Annotated in this window: 17 protein-coding genes and 1 pseudogene; 16 read left to right on the plus strand and 2 right to left on the minus strand. The window is 44.0% G+C overall.

Annotated elements, in window-relative coordinates; all coding sequences use genetic code 11:
- Positions 1 to 8 precede the first annotated feature (8 nt).
- From BM607_RS04640 to BM607_RS04725, 16 genes are all read left to right on the plus strand, one after another.
- Positions 9 to 746 (plus strand): hypothetical protein, encoded by a 738-nt coding sequence (locus tag BM607_RS04640; RefSeq protein ID WP_071939747.1) that lies wholly within the window; start codon positions 9 to 11, stop codon positions 744 to 746.
- Between the two features lie 429 nt (positions 747 to 1,175).
- Positions 1,176 to 2,129 (plus strand): restriction endonuclease, encoded by a 954-nt coding sequence (locus tag BM607_RS04645; protein ID WP_071939748.1) that lies wholly within the window; start codon positions 1,176 to 1,178, stop codon positions 2,127 to 2,129.
- Positions 2,130 to 2,138: 9 nt separating this feature from the next.
- Positions 2,139 to 2,501, plus strand: a complete 363-nt coding sequence (locus tag BM607_RS04650) for a hypothetical protein (RefSeq protein WP_071939749.1) — start codon at positions 2,139 to 2,141, stop codon at positions 2,499 to 2,501.
- Positions 2,502 to 2,586: 85 nt separating this feature from the next.
- Complete coding sequence (locus tag BM607_RS04655) at positions 2,587 to 4,734, plus strand: N-6 DNA methylase (RefSeq protein ID WP_071939750.1); 2,148 nt, start codon at positions 2,587 to 2,589, stop codon at positions 4,732 to 4,734.
- Positions 4,734 to 6,275: a restriction endonuclease subunit S gene (locus BM607_RS04660; protein WP_071939751.1), complete on the plus strand. Its 1,542-nt coding sequence runs from the start codon at positions 4,734 to 4,736 to the stop codon at positions 6,273 to 6,275. The genes BM607_RS04655 and BM607_RS04660 overlap by 1 nt, the downstream gene beginning before the upstream one ends.
- A gap of 17 nt (positions 6,276 to 6,292) precedes the next feature.
- The gene (locus tag BM607_RS04665) at positions 6,293 to 7,618 is read left to right on the plus strand and encodes a hypothetical protein (RefSeq protein ID WP_071939889.1); all 1,326 of its coding nucleotides are present in this window, start codon (positions 6,293 to 6,295) and stop codon (positions 7,616 to 7,618) included.
- Positions 7,618 to 11,904, plus strand: coding sequence for a hypothetical protein (locus BM607_RS04670; RefSeq protein WP_071939752.1), 4,287 nt, complete (start codon positions 7,618 to 7,620; stop codon positions 11,902 to 11,904). The genes BM607_RS04665 and BM607_RS04670 overlap by 1 nt, the downstream gene beginning before the upstream one ends.
- 10 nt (positions 11,905 to 11,914) lie before the next feature.
- On the plus strand, positions 11,915 to 12,763 hold the full coding sequence (locus BM607_RS04675; protein WP_071939753.1) for a hypothetical protein: 849 nt from the start codon (positions 11,915 to 11,917) through the stop codon (positions 12,761 to 12,763).
- Positions 12,764 to 12,765: 2 nt separating this feature from the next.
- Positions 12,766 to 13,923: a hypothetical protein gene (locus tag BM607_RS04680; protein ID WP_071939754.1), complete on the plus strand. Its 1,158-nt coding sequence runs from the start codon at positions 12,766 to 12,768 to the stop codon at positions 13,921 to 13,923.
- Positions 13,913 to 15,598: an ATP-binding protein gene (locus BM607_RS04685; protein ID WP_028760105.1), complete on the plus strand. Its 1,686-nt coding sequence runs from the start codon at positions 13,913 to 13,915 to the stop codon at positions 15,596 to 15,598. The genes BM607_RS04680 and BM607_RS04685 overlap by 11 nt, the downstream gene beginning before the upstream one ends.
- Positions 15,591 to 16,148, plus strand: a complete 558-nt coding sequence (locus tag BM607_RS04690; protein WP_197018057.1) for a hypothetical protein — start codon at positions 15,591 to 15,593, stop codon at positions 16,146 to 16,148. Before BM607_RS04685 ends, BM607_RS04690 begins: the two co-directional genes overlap by 8 nt.
- Positions 16,145 to 17,611 carry a serine/threonine-protein kinase gene (locus BM607_RS04695; protein ID WP_028760103.1) on the plus strand — a complete coding sequence of 489 codons (1,467 nt, stop codon included), beginning with the start codon at positions 16,145 to 16,147 and terminating at the stop codon, positions 17,609 to 17,611. The genes BM607_RS04690 and BM607_RS04695 overlap by 4 nt, the downstream gene beginning before the upstream one ends.
- A 705-nt stretch (positions 17,612 to 18,316) precedes the next feature.
- Positions 18,317 to 19,210, plus strand: a complete 894-nt coding sequence (locus tag BM607_RS04705) for a hypothetical protein (protein ID WP_140393419.1) — start codon at positions 18,317 to 18,319, stop codon at positions 19,208 to 19,210.
- Positions 19,211 to 19,399: 189 nt separating this feature from the next.
- Positions 19,400 to 20,005, plus strand: a complete 606-nt coding sequence (locus BM607_RS04710) for a DUF4433 domain-containing protein (RefSeq protein ID WP_028760101.1) — start codon at positions 19,400 to 19,402, stop codon at positions 20,003 to 20,005.
- A gap of 8 nt (positions 20,006 to 20,013) precedes the next feature.
- Entirely contained in the window at positions 20,014 to 21,075 is a 1,062-nt protein-coding gene (locus BM607_RS04715; protein ID WP_071939757.1) for a macro domain-containing protein, read from the plus strand.
- 737 nt (positions 21,076 to 21,812) lie between these two features.
- Positions 21,813 to 22,355 carry a hypothetical protein gene (locus tag BM607_RS04725; RefSeq protein ID WP_071939758.1) on the plus strand — a complete coding sequence of 181 codons (543 nt, stop codon included), beginning with the start codon at positions 21,813 to 21,815 and terminating at the stop codon, positions 22,353 to 22,355.
- A gap of 1,000 nt (positions 22,356 to 23,355) precedes the next feature.
- Here BM607_RS04725 and BM607_RS04730 read toward each other — a convergent pair.
- Positions 23,356 to 23,760, minus strand: coding sequence for a hypothetical protein (locus BM607_RS04730; protein ID WP_249269549.1), 405 nt, complete (start codon positions 23,758 to 23,760; stop codon positions 23,356 to 23,358).
- A gap of 33 nt (positions 23,761 to 23,793) precedes the next feature.
- A pseudogene (locus tag BM607_RS04735) lies at positions 23,794 to 24,971 on the minus strand (IS3 family transposase).
- Between the last annotated feature and the right edge of the window lie 46 nt (positions 24,972 to 25,017).

Genomic DNA, 25,017 nt, shown 5'->3' on the forward strand with positions numbered 1-25,017 from the left:
AGTCTAGTATGAGTAAGAAGGATGTAGCATTATTGGTGGCTGAGGCCCCTTGGTATACTCCAGATGTAAACCAAGGTGGTGCGAGCTCAACACCTTTTTTTGAAGGGGTGAAGAAGTTGATCAACCATCGCTCAACTGATAGTCGTTTCAACATGTATCAGTGTAACTTTTATGATACTCAGTCTCTCGAATATGCTTTAGATCATCTAACTGAAGCTAGTGAGGCCCGACAGATTTTATATATTGGTGGTCATGGTGACGGACAAAGCGTCGCAGAAGCAATGATCGACAAAGTTGCAAGTGCGGTAGCTGATAGAGGTGGAAAAGTAAAAGGCTTGATCCTGAGCTCTTGCATGGCCGGTAGTCATAATGGACTTGCCTCAGCCGCCGAATTTGGCATCAACAATATGCTTAAAGAAGTGCGTGGTCCTAATTGGATCATCGCCTATAAGCATTCCGTGGATTGGTTTGCTTCTGCAATGCTTGAAACTTCGTTAGTCAGAGAGTTTGCTACAGCATATATGGAAGGGCCTCTTAACTCAAAATGCGACATTGTAGCTACTATCAATCTCGCCCTGAAGTTATTCGATTTTAACCAGTGCTTTGGTATGGATGAGAATAAAGTAGATGTTTCGTTACGTGAGTGCATTCGGGTATGGGTCAGACCACAAGGAAAGGAATACGCTGAAGATGTTACAGATGAGTTGGAGTTATTCGTTATCGTGCCAGAAGATGACGAAGAGTAACCTCTGTCACGTCAATATATGCAAAATCTATTATCAACCCATTATTTTTTATATATTTGATCGAATTTCCCAGTCTGCTAGGATGAAGTGAGTTGGTTAGTCGGGATAAATTCACTCGTGGACTTGGCGCCAATTTCTATAGCACTAAGGATGCCGCATTACACCACTGATAACGAAAGGGCAAACCGTCAAAAATAAAGTCTATTGTTCCAATAGACTTTATTCAGCCTTCTTGGCTTCAAAGGCAAAGACTGTGTGCTATCTCACTGGATTAGATGGAACTTTTCTGACACAATCCTAAAAGTTATCGGCAGAAATCTAAATGGTCTAATCGTTTAATAAATCTGCTTTGAACATGATATTTGAAAGCTTTTAGGCGATTACCGTTGCTGTTTTTGCCACAAGAATAATAAGAGGTGAGGCACAGGGATGGTCGATACAATTCCAAGCTATGAAGAGATGATGCCTGCGGTGCTTAAGGTGCTGGCGGATGGAGAGGTTAAAACACTCCAGCAGATGTACCTCGCTGTTTCTAACCATTATGGCTTTACTGCTGAGCAGTTAACTCGGACAATTCCGAGTGGCAAAACCACATATGTTAGAAGTCGGGTTGGCTGGGCCAAAACCTATATGGCTAAGGCTGGACTTATTAGTCAGCCCAAACGCGGTGTTTGTCAAATTACCCAAAGAGGTCGGGAAGCTCTGGCTAGTGGAAAGCCGATTAATAACCATTACCTTGCGCAGTTTGAAGACTTTAATCGCTTCTTAAGTACCAGCAATGAGCCATCGACTACCAACAAAACATCCACTGAAGTTAACAGAAGTCGTGGCAAAGAGTTAACTCATCAACATGATGATGCTCAAACTCCTACAGAGTTAATCGATATCGCCTTTACCGCCCTTAATTCAGCACTTGCCGATGAATTGATTGAACAAATCCACACATTATCGCCCAAGTTTTTCGAGCAGCTGGTGGTCGATTTGATGCTAGCCATGGGGTACGGTGGCAGTCAAAAGGATGCTGGCCAAGCAACTCAGTACAGCAGTGATGGCGGTGTTGATGGTATCATCAAAGAAGATAAACTCGGGCTCGACTCCATCTACCTGCAAGCTAAACGTTACCGCGATAACACAGTCGGTAGGCCAGATATTCAAGCGTTTGCAGGGGCGCTCGACATGCATCGCGCTCGTAAAGGCGTATTTATTACTACTTCAAATTTCAGTAAAGACGCCCGTGATTTTGTTACCCGTATTGAAAAACGCATCGTGCTGATTGATGGCCATGAACTGGCAGCCCTGATGATAGAGCACAATGTCGGTGTTTCGACTCGCGAGTTGTATGCCGTTAAAGCAATCGATTCAGATTATTTTGCAGAAGAGTAGACGTCATCAATGAATATCGAAAAAGTACTTGCTGATGTACAACGCTCACCCCAAGGGCTTGAAAGCATGTGGCACGATTATCAGGTCTGCTGGCGTGAATTGGGTTTTAGTAAGACACAAGTCGCACTATGGTTGGCGTCAGTAAAAAGAGACAAGCTGCTGCAATCAAGCGAACCCACTTATCAGGTAAACCCTGATATTACCGAGCACTTATTATCGCTATTGCAACAAGCGGGTGGTCGCATGCCTCTGGCGCTGGTACTAAAAAAGCTCCCTGCAGGTATCACCACTAGCGAACAACATATACGCAAACTGGCGCAGCAGCACGCGCAGTTAGACATTAAAGGGCCTTTGCTGATTTTAGTGAATTAGCGTGTTGGTTAATTTTCAGGTTCAGTAACCGCAACCAACCCAAAGGCATCGTTGAACGACTTAAGATAAGAATTAAGAAAATATCATGGCAAAAGATACAACATCACCAAAGCAACAGCTTGAACAGTTGTTTAATGAGCTGACCAAGCAACACACCGAGTTCACAGAGCCATTAATTGAGCTACCTGAGCATGAATTTGCTAAAGCGGGTCTTATTCAAGGCTTGGTAGAAGGTAACTTAACGCCTCCAGTTATGTTAGTCGCACTGGCCGAAGGTCATTGGGAATATGCTGCCGACACCGCCAAATTCGATGAATTGGCAACCGACCATTTGCTAAATGATTTGGATGCCGATCAAGATTGGCCAGTGTTTGCCGTGGTGGCTGATGGCACCAACCAGCGCGTTTTAGCCTTATTTGGTGCCGATGGCTCCGACGGCACCCATGGCGTTGATGAACTGCCCAGCCTCGAAGAGTTACGTAGCTTTGACCGTCTAGAACGCGATCCAACATTTCGTTGGTCGATGCGTATTTACACCCGTTTAATGCACCGCTTTGATGCCTTTCACGAAAACGTCTATCGCGTTACCAAAGACAAAGTGAACGACAAAAACGACATCATTGAAGAAGTGGCCAAGCTGCTATTTTTAGAAAGCTTTCGCATTTACCATCCCGATATCACCTTTAATGATAAGTTCGGCAATGAGCACCTGTTCAGCAGCGTATTTAACTGGCACTTCGTGCAAGCCGAGGGTGATAAAGCGGTAGACTTAATTAAAGACGCCTTTAATAAATTTAAATCGCACCCCGACTACGTGGTCACCAGCGACGACGGCACGCGCAATGCCATTTTCTCAGAAGATACCCACTTACGTTTATCTGTTGCAAAAAACTACCTTGATTTACTCGAAGCGCTGCAAAATTTAGGGCCGCTAAAAAGCAACGATGGCAAAATCGTTAAAGAGTACGGTACGTTAGGCGATGTCTCTGGCGATTTACTCGGCCGAGTGTTCGACGTATTCCTACGCGCTAACTTTGAATCCAAAGGTGGCCTTGGTGTATACCTCACCCCAAACCCAGTCAAACAAGCCATGCTCGAAATAGCTATAAACGACATCGCCAACGACGATGCAGCCATTGCTCGCCTTGCCAATGGCGATTTTCGTTTTTGCGATCCCACCTGCGGCTCTTTCGGCTTTGGTTCAGTCGCGCTTAGCCAATTAGTCAAGTTAATCGACTATCAACTGGTCATGGCTGACGATAAAAAAGAAACCCTAAAACAACAACTGCGCAACCACGCCTTTACTGGAGCCGATGCCGCGCCGCGTATGGTCATGCTGGCTCGGGTCAATATGGCATTGCAAGGCGCACCCAAAGCGCAAATTTTTTATACCGATAACTCACTCACAACCCAAGCGCTTAAACCTAATAGCTTTGATTTAATTTGCACCAATCCGCCCTTTGGTACACCTAAGTTTGATAAAGGCAAAAACGGCCAAAGCTCCAAAGCCAATTACGAAGCCAATATGGAGCAAGTACTCGGTGGTTTCCGTCCGGCTGCAAAAGTGGTCGATAGCTATAACGCTTACTACGACCATTTAAAAATGAAGTGGGAAAACACTGGTGATCTCGAACTGGATGATAATGGCGAGCCGAAATGGGCGGGTTACCGCACCGATTTACGTAAAGCCGGGGGCACTGATTCTAACCCAATTTATAGCTTATCACCGACTACTGAAGGCTTAGCGTTGGGTAGTAAGCCCGATAAAAAAGGCAATTGGAAGCAGGTGGGCGCCACCATTGACCCTGCGGTGCTGTTTATCGACCGCTGCCTACAATTGCTCAAACCCGGTGGCCGCTTAATGATTGTCTTGCCCGATGGCATTTTATGTAACTCCGGCGATAAGTATGTGCGCGAGTACATTATGGGCAAAAAAGACGAACAAAGCGGCGAGTTTGTCGGCGGCAAGGCCATTGTCAAAGCGGTGATTTCACTACCGAGCGATTGCTTTAAGCTCTCCGGTACCGGCGCAAAAACCTCGATTTTGTATTTGCAAAAACGCCACGCTAACCCGAACCAGCCCGAGCAGTTTTTACCCGAGCCACAAACCGACGTGTTTATGGCGGTAGCCGAAACCTTGGGTTATGTGGTGAAAAACAATATCGAAGACTATAACGCCGGTGTGGCGAACGATCTGGATAAGATTGTCTCGGCTTATAAGCGGGGTGAGTGATGTTTGCTTACTCGTTAAAGAAGTCAGAATTAACGGCAAAAAGACTTGATCCAAACTTTTATTCACCAGAACAAATTGTGAATGAAAAGAAGCTATCAGCTCTCTCTAGTGAAGCATTAGAAAGTCTCCGAACAGAGGACGCTCCAATAGTCTATGGCATTTTAAAGCCAGAAGGCACATCTGAAGGGTTATACAGGGTTGCTAAAGCTGAAAAGTTCCAAGGTATGTTTGTAGATTCTGATGATTGCGATGAGGTATCGAAGACTGTTTATGAGTCTTTTAAACGCTCTGTAGCAAAGACAGGTGATGTTCTCATTGCAATTGGTGGCTATGTTGGAAGACCAGCAATTCTGAATGTGAAATCAGGTGCCAACTGTAACATAAATAGGCACATATCAAGAGTTAGAGTAGATTCATCGAAAATTGACCCGTATTACCTAGTCGTTTTTTTAAGTAGCCGGCATGGTCAGAAACGATTAGAAAGACAGATCACAGGCTCTGTTCAAGCTGGTATTAACCTAGAGGATTTACGAGAAGTTCATGTAAGCTTGTTTGAGAAGGCCACCCAAAAATACATCGGGGATAAAGTTCGCCAAGCCGAGCAACTTCGCGCTTGGGCGAAGCGGTTGGAAGTCAAATTAGCGTTCTTTGAAAACCAAATTCCGACCTCAAAGCCCGTGATAGGGGAAGCTAAGCACTCAAAAGCGACCTTAGAATTTTTGACGGAAAATAGATTAGATGCGCGTTACTATGCAAAGAAGCATCTTGATCTTTATGCTCAATTCAATAATGAATTTGAAAGCTTTGGTAGTATTTGCTCGGGTTTTAAATACGGCGCATCTATAGCTGCAAACTACGTAAACTCTGAGGGCTTACCTTTTATTCGTGGTAACGCTCTATCACCTAACAGAATTAATCAAGATGATATAGTTTATCTGAGTAAGTCCTTAAAAGATGAACTTAAAACTGCTTATGTTGAAGAAGGCGATATTCTAATCACGCGAAGTGGTACAGTCGGCGTAACAACTTATGTAGCTGCTGAACATGCAAAATATTGGTATGGGTCTTTCATTATTAAATGCAAACTAGCAACAAAATCGTATCTACCTGCTTATGTTAGCTGGTACTTAAATTCTTGGGTGGGTCAGCAACAATTTCGACGATTAGAAAATGGTGCTGTGCAGCTAAATATAAATACCGAGGAATTAAGTTCAATTGCTATATGGAAAGCGACGCAAGAGTTTCAAACAGAGATTGATAAATTACTGATAGAGCAAATAAGTGCCGTAAATCTATCAAAGTCACTCACAAGCGCCGCCAAAACCCTCGTCGAATCCCTAATTGAAGGCCAACTCACCGAGCAACAACTGATCCAAGTTCAGCAAGCTTTGAATGATGGCGACAACAGCTTAGATCAAGCGATTTTAAGCAAGCTCAGCAACCAAGGTTATGCCATTGACGGTGCCACTCCGCTATTTAGCGATATTGATGAGCTGTACCGCTTGCTAGAAAGCGCAGCTCAAGCTGAGGCGGAGGAGTAGCTATGGTGGCGAGCAACATGGATAGTAACGCGCAAACCACTAGCCTGTTAAGCCATGAAGCAGCGCAAGGCTGTTGCCAACTGCTAAGCCAGCTTTGGTCCGGTGGCGGCTTAGCGGCCAGTAAAACCGCCGTGTTATTGGCCGCCATTCCTGCGCTTAAAAAACTATTACAGCCGATTGCGGCGGGTACTGTTGGTGATACAGAAAATGATTTAAAAGATGAGAGCTGCGCTTTTTGCCTAAGCGCGCCTTTGCTGAATGCTTATAACGAACTCGGCCAATTAGGCGAATGGCAACTGGCGCTCTTGGGCTTAAACCCAGAGGTACGTGCCCATTGGCTGAATTTAGCCGCTGCCCGCTGCCGTGAGGCGGGTGCCATGAGCGACCCGCAAGTGTTAGTAAAGCTAATTCAACAACTTGGCAGTGCCAGTGAATGGGTGTTAGTGCAGCTGGAAAACACGCCTGTTACGCCACAAATCACAGCGGGGCCCTTGGCGCAAACCGAGCGCGACTTGCTGGGTCATAGCTTAAATGATAACGCGGCGATTCCGGCCTTATGCCGCATTTTGCGTGCTTGTTTTACGCTGCACGCTTTAAGTGAGCGAGCGGAAGCGCTGACGCCAATCCAACTTATTGATAACACCGCGAAACAACTGGCCAGTAACTGGTGCCGTGGCCGTTTATTGGCATTGCCTGAATCGTTATTGAGTGAATTCAACCTCAAGCAGCCCATTAAATCGCCCCTCAAACCACATGCCGATTGGTTGTTGGTGTCGCAGCCTGTTAATACTGAGGCGACATACATTCAGCACTTTGCCCAGCAGCCATGGTGGTTTTTATTAAGCCTGCTGAGCTTTGTGCAAGATGCCTGGGCCGCCGAGAATCGTGGCGGTTTATTGCTGACCTTACCCGTCGGACAAAATGCTTTTGCCCCAAGCCAAATTAATGTGGCGGTACAAGGCATTGAGGGAGATGAAGTAAACTTGGGCAGCTTGGCCGAGTTTTTAGTGCAATTACTGAACGAGCTGAATATTGCTCTTTATCCCGCACTAACAAATAGCGCAGAGGGTACGCAGCAATTAAACCGTGCGCTGAGCGCATTCATTGCCGAATTATTGGCGAAAAAAATCTGGCAGTTTACTGAGGCGGGCAGAGGCGAACCCGGTCATTACCGCATTCACCCCGAGTTTAGCGATGCCTGTTACAGCCTGCCGTTAGCGCCATTGTTTGGCTATAAAAGCCAACACCTACAACAGACAATTAAGCAACTAGCGCAAGCAAGTTATACCAACAAGAAAAATGCCAGAGCGGGCAACAGGATTAACTTAGAAGGATTTTTGTGATGAGTTTTGATTTAGATGCTGGAATGGTCGATAAACTTGCTAAGCAACACCGCTGGGCCGCGACTGGTGTGTCGGATTACCCTCCACGAGATCCGTTAGTTGGTCAAAGCCGCTTTTTTAAACGCTTTCAAACCTTTTTACATACGGTTGATCATGATGATGACCGCTTTGCCCATGTATTTGCGGTGGAGGCAGAATGGGGCCGAGGTAAATCCCGTTTAGGTCATGAGCTCGTGGCACAAATTAACGACTGCTCAAAAGGTTGGTTTGTGCGTGACGAGCAAGGCCAGTTGCACAACCAGCAGTTGTTTAATCGCGAAGCGCAAGATAAATACCTGGCGTTGTATATTCGTTATTCGCAAGTGGCATCTGATTATCAAAACTCCGATAACTGGTTTGCTTTTGGTTTGTATCAGGCGCTGTTGCCACTGGCGACCCAATCTTTTGATGGTTCCATTCAAAGTGAAATTGCCAAACAAGCTTATGAGCGCCTCATGCCATTTGGCTTTAACGCTGCGTTATTGGCTGATGCGCTACAGTTAGATAAAAATCATAGCGAAGAAGACCTCTACATCAATCAAACCTTAGTGGTGGGGTTAGTGCAAGCGGCCTACGATGTGCTTAAACGCTTTGGTGTGCAGTATGTGTTGGTGGTACTCGATGAGTTAGAAACCGTCGCCGAAGCTGCCACTTTTGGTTTAGAAGACGAGCAAAACAAACGCCTCGATGGCCAAGCCATTCGCTTAATTGGTAAAGCGATTAAAGAAGAAGACCCACGTCGTAAGTTGCCTTGGCTGCGTTATGTCGCACTGTGCTCGCCACTGCTTGGCCAGCAGTTGCGTGAAATCCAATCGGTGGCGCGCCGTTTTGAATTAGTCGAGCTTGAACACAATGCGTTTGCCGATGTGTCAGACTATGTCGCCAGCCTATTAAAAGCAGGCAAACTGGCTTTTGATTACCCAGCGGGTTTGGTGGAAGCCGCCTATGCCATGAGTGGTGCCAACTTTGGTTGGTTTAACGTGGTCATGGCCAATGTGGATGCGGTACTCAGTCAATATCAACAAGCTGACCGCACTATTGATGATGTGGGTGAATTGTTTGAAGCGGTGTTGACTGGCTCTGGCCGTGTGGCCAAACACGTGCTGGATAAAGGCGCCATTGAAGGGATTCAAACTCGTGATAGAGCTTTATTAGGCCAGTGCCGCAGTTTGCTGTATGGCCAGTTACCCGTGCGTTTGGCTGAGGTGAGCCAAGCAACTGAACTTTTGGCACTGAAAAATGAAGACCAAGAGCCGATAGCTGCGCACTATCGAAAGCTGAGCATCGACCGCTTGCAGTGTCGTCAAGCGCTAGAGCAAGCTAAATTTCGTCGCGACAACGATGAATGGTATTACCCTGCGGTAGACCAAGCGCTCAGTTTGGATACCTTGCTCGATAACCTGCGTACTTTCTCGATTAAAGAGCAGGCTGTCAGTGGTGATAAAGGTGCAGTGTTATTGCCGCTGTCTAAAGGTGAATTTAAGTACTTATTGAGCTTATTGTACGATCACCCCGCCATTGAATTTGCCGCGGATGCCCTATGGCACAAGTTGGTCGGAGAAACCGCCGAGTTGGAAGCCAGCGAAGCCACCCACATTGGCCCCAGTGTGGCGATGTTATTGCGCTTGGATTTACGCTATCGCAGCGCGCAGCAAAACTCGTTGATATTTAAAGACCCAAGCATGGGCGATGGTCACGAACAGGCGATGGCCGAACTGGCTAAACAAAGCAGCCAAAAACCCATTTTTAAAGCCTTAACCCGTGTCACTGGCTTTATCCGCTTGCTGGATAATAACTGGGGTTACGACGAAAACTTACTGAACAATAAAGCCGGCGCAGATGATGCACCGCTTGCCATACTAACCGAGCCGAAAAGCCGCCAAGGTGGCCTGTTTACATTAGAAGGCTTTAAGTTACACCCAGATGGTAAAGCCTTATTTGCTTGGGTGAGTAACCTGAATGAGCTTAATAAGCTACATACTTTTGCCGCTGAGTACAGTCGCCAACATGGCCGCACGCCCGTATTAGCGCTCACCGCTTCTGCCCATTTAATGGAGCAATACAGCCGCTTGGATGACAGCACTGAATTGCGTGATGCAATACTGTTGCACTATGTCAATCCAAGCGAAGCGGACCAGTTAGAACGCATCGGCTTAAGCTTGGCAGTCTGTCAGCAACATAGTGTTACCTTAAGTTCCGAGAGTTTTACTGCCAAGTTTAAAAATAAGCTAAATGCCTTAAGCACTTTTGCCAACGATGCAATCCACAAATGGCGCCAGCGTTTACAACAACGAGGTTTGATTGCTTGGCCGCTAAAAGTAGACGGTAAGTTATCGCCAAATGATCGCGACTTATTGTTTACTGGCTGGTATCAACTAGCCATTGCCCATCCAGAGCTTAACGGCGTACTGGATTTGCAGCAGCAACACGGTGTGCCGGTGGATGAACTCAGCAGTTTATTAGACAAGCTCAAAGTGCCCGGCAGTTATATGGCCAAAGGCTATACCACTGATGAACACGCTGGATTGTTTACCGAGCTGAATAATGTGCAGCGAAGTACTGCGCAAATCCCGCTATTTTTAGCTCGTATTGCGCACCCCAATAAACAGTACAAATGGCAGTTTGAACGTTTTAAGCAGCAGTTTTATTTTGCCTATGTCGCCGAAACCAGTATTACCGCCAGAGGTGTGTTTAATGATTGGATGTGGTGGTGTGGTGAGCTGAATTTACTCACCCTAACTAACCCAACCGAAAAACAAGCAATTTGGGAAAACTACCCACGCGCCCGTTTAGAAAATGCCATTATCGAGGCGCAAAACTGGTTTAGCGGTAACGCCATAGACAGCTATAAAGCCAACGTGACAGTGATGAGCCGCGTATATGGCTATGGCCGCATTAATGAAGTATTCGCGCCGCTAGGTACAAACCAGTTGGGCTATGCCACGGTCGAAGCCAATGAACAGCTGGAAAAAGCACAAATACTCTTCACTAAACTGAAACAGCAAGAAGAGCAATTACCTGATATTACCGAAGTCAGTGACACCCAGGTGCTGGCTGGGCTTATCAACAAACGGGCTGAAGTGTTGGCGTTAGTTGCTAAGGTTAAACCGCTTAATAGCAGCAAGCCTACGCTTAAAGATGCACACATTCTTGATTTAGAAGACAAAAAAACTTCGCTTTATCAGCGGGTTGAACAGGCCTGTTTATTTGCTGAATTTGTCGAACGTAGTGCCGAGCGTATTAATCATCGACTCGCAGATTTAATCAAAGATGTTGATGCAGACTGTACAGCGCTCACTCATTTTCCAAAAAGTTTATACACCAACACTCTGCGCACCATTGGCCATATTTTAGATGGCGCATTAAAAGACGATGCCAGCAGTGTGACCGGACAAAAAGAGCAGCAAGCTGGCAGTGACACTTTATTGCACTACCTGCGTAAACTTGATTTAGGCAAAGCGCATGACAAGCTTGCAGCACTTGCTAATGAAATGGGGTTAAACCTGCATACTGAACAGCAGTTGCCGATAGCTGAAATCCAAGGGCATATTTTAGCCAGTTACCGTAACTGTAAAGAGCGCTTTGAGAAGTTAGTGAATAACCTCGCCGAGCAAAACCAACGTGTCCAGCAGTTACAACAATTACTCAGTAGCGCCACAGCTGACTATGAACACGCTGCTGATATTGCTGAGCTACCCAAGCTGGTTATGAAACTACAACTGATCGGAGATGCGATTGCAGATTTACCAAGTGATGCTGAAAGCAAACGCCAAAGCATGCAAACCAGTTTGCGCAATGGTCAGTTTTCGGGATTACGTGATTTACCTGAAGAACTATTAAAATCTGCACGCGGACAAATTGCGCCTATTCAAGGTCAGATATTAAAAATTGAGGAACGTTTAAACCAAGTAAAACGCTCCGCCATCGAGCAGGTCAATAGCTGGTTGCCAGTATTAAAGCCACTGCTAGCTTCGCAGCAAAAAGCAATTCCGACTGACTTGGCATTAACTGATGTGGCCAAATTAGGGGTGAGTGAACTGGTGATGGTGTGTGATAAAACATTGAGCGATTGGCAAATGCAAGGTGAAACCATTTTACAGGGCACAGGACTAACACTGGCGCAGTGGCAGACGCTCTATCAGGCGCTAAGTCAAAATCAAGAGCCCGCGTTAACACCCGAACAGCAACAAGGTTTGGTTGCTAAAGGCATCGTCAAAATGCGCTTAACGTTTGCCACAGGATTATAGAGGTGACGCGATGAGTTTTTATTTGTCATCGGCACTGGCCTCAAATCGTAAAGGCCGCTTCTTACAAACGGTTGCGGGGGCACAACCATTGGAGGCCGAGTGGCTGAATTCACCGCCAACTAGTGGTTTGTTGTTGGTGCAAGCAGAGGAGTTAACCAGTAATTATACATTACAGGGCTTGTACCAATGGGCCATGCAAGCAGGCTGCGCAGCTTTGATCATTAATCCTCAAACAGAGCAACTAGATGAATTGGCTCATTTACCGTCAGCGCTGGATTGGACATTTGCACCAGCTGCTTTTATTGCTCAAGAGCCTGGATTAGCTGCGTTGCTCGCGAGTGAGACAAACCTCTCCATTATTGGTTTTGCTGGTAATGCTGATCGCAATCAGCATATGGTGGGCGATGTGGTACATACACGCTATGTTCGCAAACACAGCAACAGTGGGTTATTTGCGGTGACGACTTTGCCTTTGTGGTCATTAAGTTTACTCGACCACAGCGATGCTTTAGTTGACTGGCTAAATTGGTTTGTCGACCATGCGGGCCTAGCGGCACCTATTGCTGAGGCAAAGGCTGAGTTAGCAGATTATTCGCCCGACAAATACGATTTGGTTATTTTGTTACTGCTACACGCCGGAAAGGGTAAAAGTCTCACAGCGCTTACCGAGAATCATGCGGTTAGGTTGATGTTTGATGTGCATAGCCTTGATATCACAAAACGCAGCAAAGTATTGCTACAGCATGGTTTTATTAACGAAGCGGGTTTGACTGAATCCGGTAAAAACAGCTTACAAGCCTCGCAATATTGGACCTATTCACCGCTACTTAGCGAGCAGTTAAACACAGGAGCGCTATAAGCATGAATGAAAATAAAACTATGAATTTAGCTCAGTCACTTGCCATTGATAGTCAACTGCGTTTACCAGGTAGCGCCGGGCGTTTACTCAAACAAATTCGCGATATTGAGCAAGTAGCACCACTGTTTCGTGATGCAGGCTTAGTGAAGGCGGTACCTAAGCCTACGGTAGTTAATTTACGCGTCGCAGGGATTGCGACCAAATCGTGTATAGACAAAGCATTAGGTGGCTTTATTTACGCCAGTGCAGCTGTGCGTACCGACTTACTAATAGACGAAAACAGAGTCAGCACCCTAGGTGGCGATTCAGTCTCGGAACTGGACGACATTGATTTTGAAGCGCAGCGTAAGCGACTTGATTTGATAGAAATTCGTCAAGCTTACCAGTTGGTTGAAAAACAACTGTTAACCCAAGAGCCTTGTGATTTAATTTTACTCGATACGCCACTGTTTTTAGCGCGGGATATGGCACCACTTGAGCGCAACCTTCGCCATAAGCATGAATACGAAAAGACCAAGCAAACAATAGAAGCATTTTGGCAAAATCATCGTTCGAAACTGTTCCCATGGAATCAAACTGGTGTAGTGCTGGCCAGTATTCTAGCCGAGCGTTTTAGCGCTATTGTGAGTATTGCGAAGCAAGATTTGCGCTATGAGCAAGGTCGCAAGCAGATTTTAGAGTCTGACGGGTTTTCTAGCGAACTGTTACAAAACCTGGCAGGGTTGGATGAAAGTTTGATTGGCGTTGGTGACTTGCGTTTTATCAACGGCATCTTGGGTAACTATTCGCGAACTATTGCCTTTCGCTTGTCAGAACAAGAAAACCGCATTGAGCCCAGCACTGAAGCTAAGCAAGGGTTAATTGGCTTTCATTTTCGTAGTGCCCGTGGCGGGCAAATAAAAATGATACAGTTAGCCGGTGATGAACCTGATTGGAAAAGCGCGGACCTAGATTTAGTTGCGTCTCGGCTGATGGTGCTGGATATGCAAAATAAAGGTAATGCTATGCCATTACCACAATTACTTGGTTATCAACAACTTGGTATTTTGCCAAAGTTTGCCAAGTTTTATCGCCAAGGTTTACACGGCGCACTTAAGAATAATGAGATTGAGGTAGGCTGGTTGGCTGGCTTAGATGAGGGAATGAATAATGGCTTATAAAGTTTTAGGTAAATTGGTCGGTAATACCGGCGATGCCAGCCAGTTAACTATGGTGGTGAAAGATTCATTTTCAGTGCGTCGTGGTGAGTTTGTTCGCATTATGCATCAAGAGCGTAAAGATGAAGGCGAAGTCGCTGTACTAGGCCGCGTAATGAAAATAAGCCGTACTAATATGTTGTATAACGCAGGCTTTGGCGATGGTGTAACTGAGCTTGAGCTTTTACCGGGGGCGAATGTTACCGGCGAGAATATGTTTGCTCAAGTCGAGCTAGTTGGTTATCGCGATCCGATTTCTCGACAGATCAAGATACCGCGTCGGCCACTCAATCCTGGTACTGCTGTTGAGACCGTAGATTTTCAGTTCTTGAGTGATTTTTACGAGTTTAATGAGCACTCCAGCTTGCACCTTGGCAACTTGGTTGGCTACGACAAAGGTGAGAATACGGTTCCTGTTTTTATTGATGTGAATAAGCTGGTTACTGAGCATTTGGCTGTTTTAGCGATGACAGGGTCAGGAAAGTCATACACGGTTGGCCGTATCATCGAGCGCTTAGTTGCCATCAATAATGGTACTGTGGTGGTGTTTGACCCTCATGGTGAATACGGCAAAGCTCTTGCTGGCGGCAACCTGCAATTCTCTAGTTTGTTAGATGCTAGCGACGATAAGCGCGATCAAGAAGCGCTGCCACTGATCAAACAGACCTTTGAAAAGCTACAAGCCGCTGGCGCGGGTATTAAGGTGTTCTCGCCACAGCATGAATCGTTTAAACATAAATACGCTAGCAAAAATATACCGTTGGCCCTTCAATTCGACCATTTTGAAATGGATGATATTGCAGAGATTTTACCGGGCTTAACGGAGCCGCAACAGCGCGTGTTGGATGTGGCTATTCGCTATTGGCGGTCTGTAGATAAAGTAGAGCCTCGTGATATTAATCGACTAAGGCATTTACTAGGCGATGGTATTGAAGAGCTTAAAGAGTGGGGAGACCTTTCTGAAGCTGAAGCGAAGGCGTTATCGGGTCGGAGTGCTGCTGTTGCTTCGATGAAGCTTTCGCGCGTGCTGAACGAAGCACAAAGTTTTTACAGTGCAACTATGGCTGAGCCGACCGATATTTATAAAATGGTCGGACGTCCGAGCAATCAACAAGGGCGTTTAGTAGTTGTAGACTTGCAAGGTTTGAGTGATACCGCAAAACAAGTCGTTTGTGCACTGTTGTCGAGCGAGATTTTAAAGGCTGCTTCAAGCAAAACAGATCCACTTCGACCATGTTTTATTGTATACGAAGAAGGCCATAACTTTGCCCCTGCTGGTGGTAACGCAGTAAGCCACCGGATCATTAAAAAGATTGCCGGTGAAGGCCGTAAGTTCGGAGTTGGTTTTGGCATTGTCAGCCAGCGCCCTTCTAAATTGGACTCAGACGTCACTTCTCAGTGCAATACATTGATTACAATGCGCTTGAAAAACCCCGATGATCAACGTTTTATCGCCAAAGCATCAGATATGGTGAGTAAAGCGGACTTGGACGAATTACCGAGTTTATCAACCGGTGAAGCTTTAGTGTGTGGCCGTTCTATTCCGGCTCCGCTGTTGGTTAAAGTGGGGAGTAAGGCGCTTATTCACGGTGGTGAATCACCTGAAGTATTACGTGTTTGGGGCACCTTCAATGGCTAAGCTACCCATGCCTGAGGTTGCTTGGATAAACGAAGCTTTTCCATTAATGATTAGCGGTAAACTATTGGACCAAGATGTTTTGGTCCATAGCTTGGGGTGTAGTGTCTGGAATACCTTTGGGCACGAGCAATCATTTATGGCTATGGTGGAATGCCCTGCGCCGGGTACTTTTGGAGCTGATATTCGCTCAGATTCAGGTTGGTTTGAGAAAGCCTCGGCATCGCCTTTATGTTTAATTGAATTTGAACGATTTGATGGCTCGATTCGTGGTCAACAAAAACTCGAAGAAAAATTAAAAAACTTATTAGAGGCAGCGCAACGCTGGGGGCATACCCCTAAAACTTTGGTACTCAGTGCTTGGAGTCAAGGCTTAGTGAGTGCTCCTGATACTCAGAAACTAAAAGATATCTGTCGTTCGGGCTTTACCTCTTCCACAGGTACCTTTGTACAGTCAGAGCCGGAGGTTGAGGTAGTATTTAGTCGCTTCTTGTTTATAAAAAACATAAGCTCAATTGCTTTGGATAGAATTCACTATGAGGTGTTGATGTGAATATAAAATCAGCACATTTTTTACCTGGTACAAATAAGCGCCTGGGTGATAAATATTTATTACTTGAATGCCTAGGTGATGGTAGCCATGGCTGGGTATGGCGCGCCGAACGCCTGCAAGATGGACAAATTATCGCGGTAAAAATTCCTAAGGATATTACGCGAGAAGACCGCCAACTTGCCGAAGGCAAAGAGCTGTTAGATGTTGAGCCGCACGACAACATTGTACAAATTTTTGATATGGGCCGGATTGATAATGAATGGTTTTATATCGAAATGGAGTATTTTCCAAGTCAAACTTTGGCACAAAAACTCGATGATAGACAGCGTAATTTTGGCCAAACCTATGAGCGACTATTTAAGATTTATCGCCAAGTATTGTGCGCTGTGCAATATCTGGCAGAGCTCCCAATGCCTATTTCCCATGGAGATATCAAGCCACATAACATTTTAGTTGGTGAGCGTGACTTGGTGAAGTTAACTGATTTCGGTAGCTCAGCTTTACCTGAAGAGATCTATGTTCGCACCCGTGAAAATGGTGGAACAGTTTTGTATTCAGCGCCTGAATTTTCCAATGTGGATTGCCGTAAAGGCAGCTTAGAAGAGTTATTGCTGGGTGACATTTATAGCTTGGGTGTTTTGTTATATCAGCTTTTGACGGGAAAGTTACCACATGACACGCCCGCGCAAGTGCAACGTCATGCTCCTTTCAAGCGACCTACCGAGATTAATAGTTCTGTTCATGCTGATTTGGAGCTAGTTGTACTCACCTGTTTACAAAAACAACCAGAACATCGTTATTCAACTGTTTCAGAATTAATGCAAGCATTTGATGCTGCCAGCAACAAGCAACTAAAAGCGGGTGCTGTCGCACCAATTTTCCAGACTAAACCTGATCAAGACTGGTCAAGTGCAGTACTTGAGGCAATGTCAGACCAGTTTTACCAAAAAGCTGCTCTGTTAGCATCTCAAGAGTACAATAGAAGTAAAGACCTACAAGCGCTGCATCAGCAGCTTATTGCGTTGTATCGTGCTAATCGGCTGTTCGATTTCGAGAAAGTAGTTGAGACCAATAAATCGATCTTGCTTGAGGGCAAGTTAACTCAGCCTGCAGAGCTTTTCGAGTTGGTTGTTAAGGCCAATTTACAGCTAAGAAATATCAATCAAGCTAAGTTTTGGTTGCTTCAAAGAAAGCAAATTGAAGAAAATACAGCAACTTTATACCTCGAATCTTCTATTTTTGGTCTTGAAGCTAAGTATATGGAAGCGAGAGCTTTATTAGAAAAAGTAAACCAAGCTACTCCAATGAAATTCCATATATTGAGCCAGCTTGTCTTAGTTTGTGAGCAGATGCGTGATTATTCTGGTGCCGCCGCCTATTTGAAAGCAGCTTTGCGAGTAGCGCCAACTGACGGCAATATGAAAGAAAAGAAAGAGTTGTATGTGAAACTAGGAGTGATCTAATTACTTTGAATATTTTTCAATGAGCTCAATGAGCCGTTTTGGTCTGTATTACTGCAGGCTTTAACAATTATCACTCTCGCTGATAGAAGAATCCTGACATTTGGGTGATTTTTGTAGCCGTTATCTGATTACCCCTAAGACAGGAAAAGGTGTTTTTTATTTTCCTCGAGAGTGATAAATGGGGGAATTAAATTCCAAGCAGAATATATCGACTTTATTATGAGCCAAGGCGTCGGGTCCAACGAAAAAGTTGTGAGCAGCGTAGATTCTTATCTTTCGTACCTTAGGTCGGTAAGCCGTTACCTAGGAATAGACATCTGCCCACAAACTCTTAGCTGCGAAGATGCTATACAGGGCTTGCCAACTGCGCTTGATAAACGTGGTGGTAACGCAGCTGTTCAAAACATTCATATGTCATTGGGGATGAAGCCTTCGGGATGTGTTGTGTGGATTGAGTTCGACGAACATACTCTTGAGATGGGGCCTTACAGCTTCTTTGGGGCTGATGCCGGTGATAAGCTGCCATCCCTTGAGGACATACCAAGGCGAACGCGGAAGGCAAGAAAACACTCCGCCCACAGCTTCGTAGGGTAAGCAAAAGACAGTTTCAGGCGGTGAACAGTATTGATGAGCTTTATAGGATTTTGTTTGGCAGAATATAAGCGGATTGTTTGATAAGCTATTGAATTTATTAATCATGGAGTGATGATGATATTTGGGGAAACGTTAGCTAGCTTACAACTGATAGAAAAATGCCTTTCTTGGTTCAGGGCAAAGTTGGGGCCCGCAGCGACTGAAACTCCCGCTAGCCGCTTCCTTGCCTTGTTTGATGCCCACGGTGTCAAGCCTGGCCAAATTCCTGATTTCTTTGGGCACGGCCTGAGCATTGCCGATTGCCACTCTGCAGAGTCACTTACTAAAGTGTTAACTTCTGATCTGATGGAAAAAGCTTCACAGTTTTTTGGTATCAATAGAGATTGGTTGGATTGTGCCAGTGATGTGGTTTACGAGCCGCATTCCTTTTATAAAAATCCTCAAGGATTCGATGCCTATCTAAAAAGTATTGCACTTGAATCGCATCTACCTTTGCGGGCAACTTTGTACATGCCCACCAGCAATAACTTATTTTATCCTGATGACTCTGGGGTGTTGGTGATATCTGTTCCTGTGGGAGAGGTTAATCAACGCACGATATATCGTTTTGAATTAGTCCATTACAGTTGCGTTAGGTATTGGAATTGTAGAGGTTATTTGGCCGCAAATTTGGCATCCATGCTGAGAAATTATGCGATCGTTTATGGTTCATACGTAGCAGCAAAGTTGCTTGAGCCTGTTGCACAAGGGCAAAGATTGCCAGTTTACGATTATGAGTCACAAGACGCTTTCCGGCTGAAGGTAAGAGGTCGTGTTTCAATTGAAGAGCTGATTTTACAGCCTGATAAATATTTGGAGGGGGTCGATCCTGAAACTGATAAATTTGGGTACCGTGCCGCTCTCGATCTATGGCTGAATATGGCAGACCAAATGCGTACCCGAAGTCACGCGGAGCATTCTCGTATAGTGTTGAAATTCGAAGAGGCACTTAAGTCTTTAACATAGAGGGTTACAGGCAATAAGTATTTCCTCTCGAATCACAAACATGACACATTCACCAATTTAGGTTGTCGAATAGTTTCTTAGGATGTTGTACTTAATTAGGTCTTGGGCTAATGAGTAAATCCAAGTAAGCTGACTTATAAATAAGGCAAGAGTGCTTGTTTACGCTAATGAATTGATTTGCAGGTAAAAATGACAGTCAAAGTATCTCATATCACTCACATTGATAATCTGATCAGCATTCTCACCCAAGGATGCTTGTGGTCCGATCATAAGCGCATTGAACTTGGTTTAGTTAACCAGAATATTGGCTATAGCCACATTAAACAGCGTCGTTTAGTTCGCCCTGTGAACGTGGCGACTGGTGGGACTATTGGGCAATATGTGCCGTTTAATTTTTGCCCTCGATCCGTGATGTTATTTGTGATCCATAAAGGCCATGATGACTATCAATGTGGACAAGAACGTGTATTACATTTGATCAGTGATATCGACACCATTCGATTGACTAACGATAATTGCTTTTTTACCGATATACATGCAGATTTGGACTATGCCGAACAAATAGATGATTTCACTCGTATTAATGAGTTGGACCTTAAACGAATCAATGAACGCTATTGGTCAGACTTTAAAGAGGAGAAGCAGGCAGAATTTTTGGCATTCGAATCTGTGGCATGGCACACTATCCGACAAATTGGGGTAAAGACCCAAGCGATAGCAGAAGAAGTGAGCGTATTACTACAAGCTGTACAGCATAAGCCTGAGGTTGTTGTACGGCCACAGTGGTATTACTAGAGGTTAAAATGATTACTTATCACAAAGGCAACATATTGCACGATCAAGCTGATGCAATCATCAATACTGTTAATACAGTAGGCGTGATGGGTAAGGGCTTGGCTTTGCAATTTAAAAAAGCCTTTCCTGACAACTTCAAAGTGTACAAAAAAGCCTGTGACGATAAGTCTTTGGTGACAGGTACTGTGTTGCCCGTTTCACTTGATTCAATCAATTCTCCTTTTTATATCATTAATTTCCCTACTAAAGCGCACTGGAAGGGCCAATCTAAGCTCGAATATATAGAGTCAGGTTTGGAGAGCCTTAAAGCTGAAGTTCGCCGTCTTGACTTAAAGTCAGTCGCTATTCCTGCTCTAGGCAGTGGATTGGGTGGTTTGCCCTGGCATGAGGTTGAGCAAGTCATACATACTTCCCTAGCTGAGTTGCTTGATGTTGATTGGCGCATTTATCCACCACAAACAGCGCCTAGTGCTGAGCTTATGCCCAATCAAACTCGACGCCCACGAATGACTATTGGTAGAGCAGCTGTTCTAGGTTTGATCGACCGCTATGTATCTACCGGTTTTGGCTATAGATTGTCATTACTTGAAGTGCAAAAGTTAGTTTACTTTTTGACTGTGGTGGGCGAGCCATTAAATAAGGTTGTTTTTAAAAAGCATCATTATGGGCCTTACGCTGATGTACTCCGTCACGTACTTGATAAGATGGAAGGTCACTTTATTTCTGGTTATGCCGATGGTTTGAATAAGCCAGAGACACCTATAGATCTCAAAGATGATGCCGCCAAGGAGGCTTTAGGTTTCCTAGAGCAATACTCAGAGACTAAGCAACGTTTTGATAAAGTCGCTAAGCTAATTGAAGGGTATGAGTCTCAGAACGGCATGGAACTACTGTCAACGGTTCATTGGGTTGTGACACAAGAGTCTGATACTGCACTGTCTGCTGAAGAGTTGGTTAAGCGAGTTCATAGCTGGAATGCGAGAAAGGCTGCAATGAAACCTGCTCATATTCTTGCAGCATGGGAACGCTTAAGCGAACAAGGCTGGCTAGAGTTAAAAGCACAAGTTTGACATGGTTTTATGTTAAATCGACGTTATCTGAATGTTTGATTATATTCTGAATATTTTATGGAAGGGGTTCACTACATGCCGTCAAAGACGTGTTCTAGTGACACAATGCATAAAAAATATCTACTTTAGTCTGTAACGGAACATATTATAAATCGATAGGTTGGCAACTATTGTGGTTAACGATTCTAACTTATAAATAAACAAGGGAATGTAAAGTGGGATATATAATTTTAGGTATTATCGGATTTATAATATTATCTTTTATGCTGGTAAGTTTAGTTAGGTCTTTTCCTAAGTTATCCTATTTTATTTATCGATTCTCTGGCTTTCTATGTTTAGTTATGTTGTTTGGTATAGCATATAAATTTTATAGTGCATCTAGCGGTCAAAAAACAGTGTTGATAGGTAGTTTTGCATACCCATTTATGATTTTATACTTTGTATGGCTAGCTAAGATCGCGAACAGAATAAGACAGTCTCAGAGCAATAGATGGTGGATGCTCTTTTTAAAATTTCAATTTGGCTTCCTAAGATTGGTCTTCCCTCCGCTAGGGTTCCTAGCCAGTGCGTGTCAGACATGGTTCCATGAAGAAAAAATACAATGTAGCAAAATTGTTAACTGATTCATAAAGCTAGAAAAATGAATATACGCACTTGAAATGGCATTGATAGTGTCAAGACTCTTATGTTGATTGTGTGCATTTTCCCTTCAAACCTTAAATAGCTATGGATAGCCAATGAAAATTTTTTATCTACCGATTGTTTTAATTGTCACACTAGCCGCTTGTGATAAAAACACTGAAACTCCTTTGCCAATTAATACTTCTAAAGTGGAAGATTCATACCAAGCAGCCCCTCTAATGAAGTATGAGCCTCTCTATGTCGAGAGAACTGGGTATAGCATCGGTTACTCTAACGATTTGTTTAGTGTAGTAATCCAAGAGTACGGTAGTGCGCTTCAATACCAATCTAGGGCAGGTGTTGTGAATGTGCTCGAAGGTGTTGTCGAAGATCCTGAATCAACTGGATACGTTGTTATTGAAAAGGCATACCGCTTTGGCGATAAATATTTAATTATTATTTCGACGGGGGAAAATGGAAATAGCTGTCCGGCCACGACTTATGCATTTACTTTCGATACAAAAATTGAGTCCGTAACAGGTAAGAAAATAATTGATGGTTGCTCTGAAATTCTTGAGTCATTCTCTGACGGAAATAAACTCATCCTTAAAAAGGATGGGGAGACCAGCGTGTTTTATAATGGTGAGGTTACTGGTTAGAGCCGATATTATCCGATGGGCAAGAGGTTTTGTTATCTCCCGCCCATCACGAGCAGATGTTAGTAGGTAACTGTCCAGCTCCCATTATTGGTTACTACGTCAACTTGCGTTAGATCACACGAGCCTCCATAAGAAACAGAAGTAGATTGACCAAATTTAAGCTGTTTGGGAAAGCCTTTTTTTGAGAGTATACTCGTTGTGGTCCACTTAAACACCTGCAAGTGGTATCTCACGCTTGTCTGTTAGTGATGAAGCCTTTACTCAAACAACGTCTGATTTAGGCATTGAAGCCATCAAAATAAATCACAGATGTGTGCAAAACAGTTAAATATGGCGACTAGTGTTAGTTATAGTTAAATTTATGTTGATTTATTGATATTCATATAAAAATCAATAAATACAAATGCTTATGTTGTTATTTTGAACTGAAATTGAGGAGCCGGATTCCCAGGGTAAGTCATTGGTCTAATTGAGGAAATTATCAAAAATCGAAAGTAATGCAAAAAGTAATGCAGCTTTGTCTTTTGCTTATATTGATGATATTTTTCAATGCGTTATGTCTCGAAGTAGACTCCCTCTCTCACCGCCAAATTATTAAACAAAAACAGCGACTTACGAGTCGCTGTTTTTGTTTTGGTAACTATTTGGGATCCAAATGTAGATTTTAATATAGTTGTTTAGCCTAAAATATCCCTTCCAATCATTTTTTTCCGGTTTTACCTTAGTGATATTCTTTCACTCATTCAGCACTTATCTACCCATCTTAGGCATACAGACAGTTGGTATGTTATCAAGTGTAGGTGTGTAAAAAATCATCTATGTTAGTTCGACAATTTCTAGAATTATTTGATGGGGTGAAAACAACTGAAATGTTGCTTAGCTAATGTGAAGGGAAGAACAGTTGAAATGTTGAAACCAGCATTGTTCCGGTGATTTTTTAGAACCTTAATAATGCTGGATATTGGCATGCTTATTTTATCTAATGTAAGCAGCTATATAGTTACCCTTGAGCGGTTGTGAACCGTTCAAAAATAGAATTTATCTTTTGGGATGCGCTATCTCGTTCTACTTTGTGTGGAGATTTATTCCATTTAAGATAGTGTTTCTCTTTTGTTAAGACGATTGCATGGCCGAGTTGTTTTGAAATGTACGTTTGATTAGCACCTTCATTAAATGCTAAGGATGTAAAAGTGTGTCGGCAATGGTTTGGTTTTGTCTTGCTGACGTTGATAACCTTCAGAAAATGATAAAAATCTTTTCTAAATTTATGTTCGTTTTGATAGCTTGTTTGTGTATCCATGCATAGCAAGACTAATCGGACAATTTCTTGTTTGATTTGTTTATAATCCGCACCAAGAGTCTTGATTGTTTGTTGAGGTGATAGTTCATAGAACCTTTTCTTCATTTCATTCAGTATCCAAAGCGCAGGATGTACTGGTCAACCCAAACTGGACACTTTTACTTGAGAATTGTCAAACTCTACAGGTGACAGGTCGTCATTAGCAGAATGAAGCCGCTCCAAGTTGTAATATTTCATGTAAGCCGTCACATCTTGCTTCATAAACTCCCTTGTTGGTTGATTAACTTTAAAAATCCAATCGTGTTTCAAGCTACCAAAGAAACGCTCAACAACGGCATTATCCCAACACGCACCCACATCACCCATGCTGGCTCGGATACCATAGCTCGATAGCAGCCTACCGAATTGCTTACTGGTATATTGCGAGCCTCGGTCACTGTGAAATACCAACCCTTTGGCCGGTTGGCGCAGGTTGTAGGCTTTTATTAATGCCTTGGATATCAAATCCGTGGTCATGCGTTTGTCTATGTGCCATCCCACAATCCGGCGTGAATATAAATCCATCACCACAGCTAAGTACATCCAGCCTTCACCCGTCTTTAAATAGGTCACGTCACTCGCCCAGACCTGATTAGCCGATACTGGATTAAAGTTCATGTTTAACAGGTTATCAGCCACTGCATCTGAGTGTTTTCGCTGTGTCGTCACCTTGTAAGCACATCGCTGGGTTACTTTGAGTCGAAGGCGGTGCATAATTTTACGAACGAGATAGCGACCAACCTGGTAGCCTTCCTTGCGCAATTTCTTCACCATTTCACGATTCCCTAAGCTGCCTCGACTTTGCTTAAATAGCTGTCGAACAAGGCGATAAAGCTTCAGTGTTTCAAGGCTTATCACGTTTGCAGGGCGTTTATGCCAATCGTAATAGCCTGACTTACTGACACTCATTACTCGACATAACAGTGCTATGGGGAATAGGTGAGATTGCAGTTTGATGAAACAAAATTTTACTTCATTTCTCTCGCAAAGAAGGCGCTTGCCTCGGCGTGCCCCTTGGGTATTTTTAGAATTTCTTTCTCCATGCGTAATTCTTTGTTTTCTCTACGCAATCGCTTCAACTCATCACGCTCAAACTCTTCTAAGGTGATGCCTTGTTGCAGGGCTTGGTGTTTTTCCTTCCAGTTGTAAAGCAGGCTCGTGCTAACTCCAAGAGACTTTGCCGCATCGGCAACGCTATAACCTTGTTCTAGCACCATCAAGACGGCTTCATCTTTAAATGCCAGCGGATAACTCTTATGTGATTTTTTCAGACTCATATAGACCTCTTAATTTATTGACCATACTGTCTCAAAATTAAGTGTT

The organism is Shewanella sp. SACH (genome assembly GCF_001887095.2).
Lineage (GTDB): Bacteria > Pseudomonadota > Gammaproteobacteria > Enterobacterales > Shewanellaceae > Shewanella > Shewanella baltica.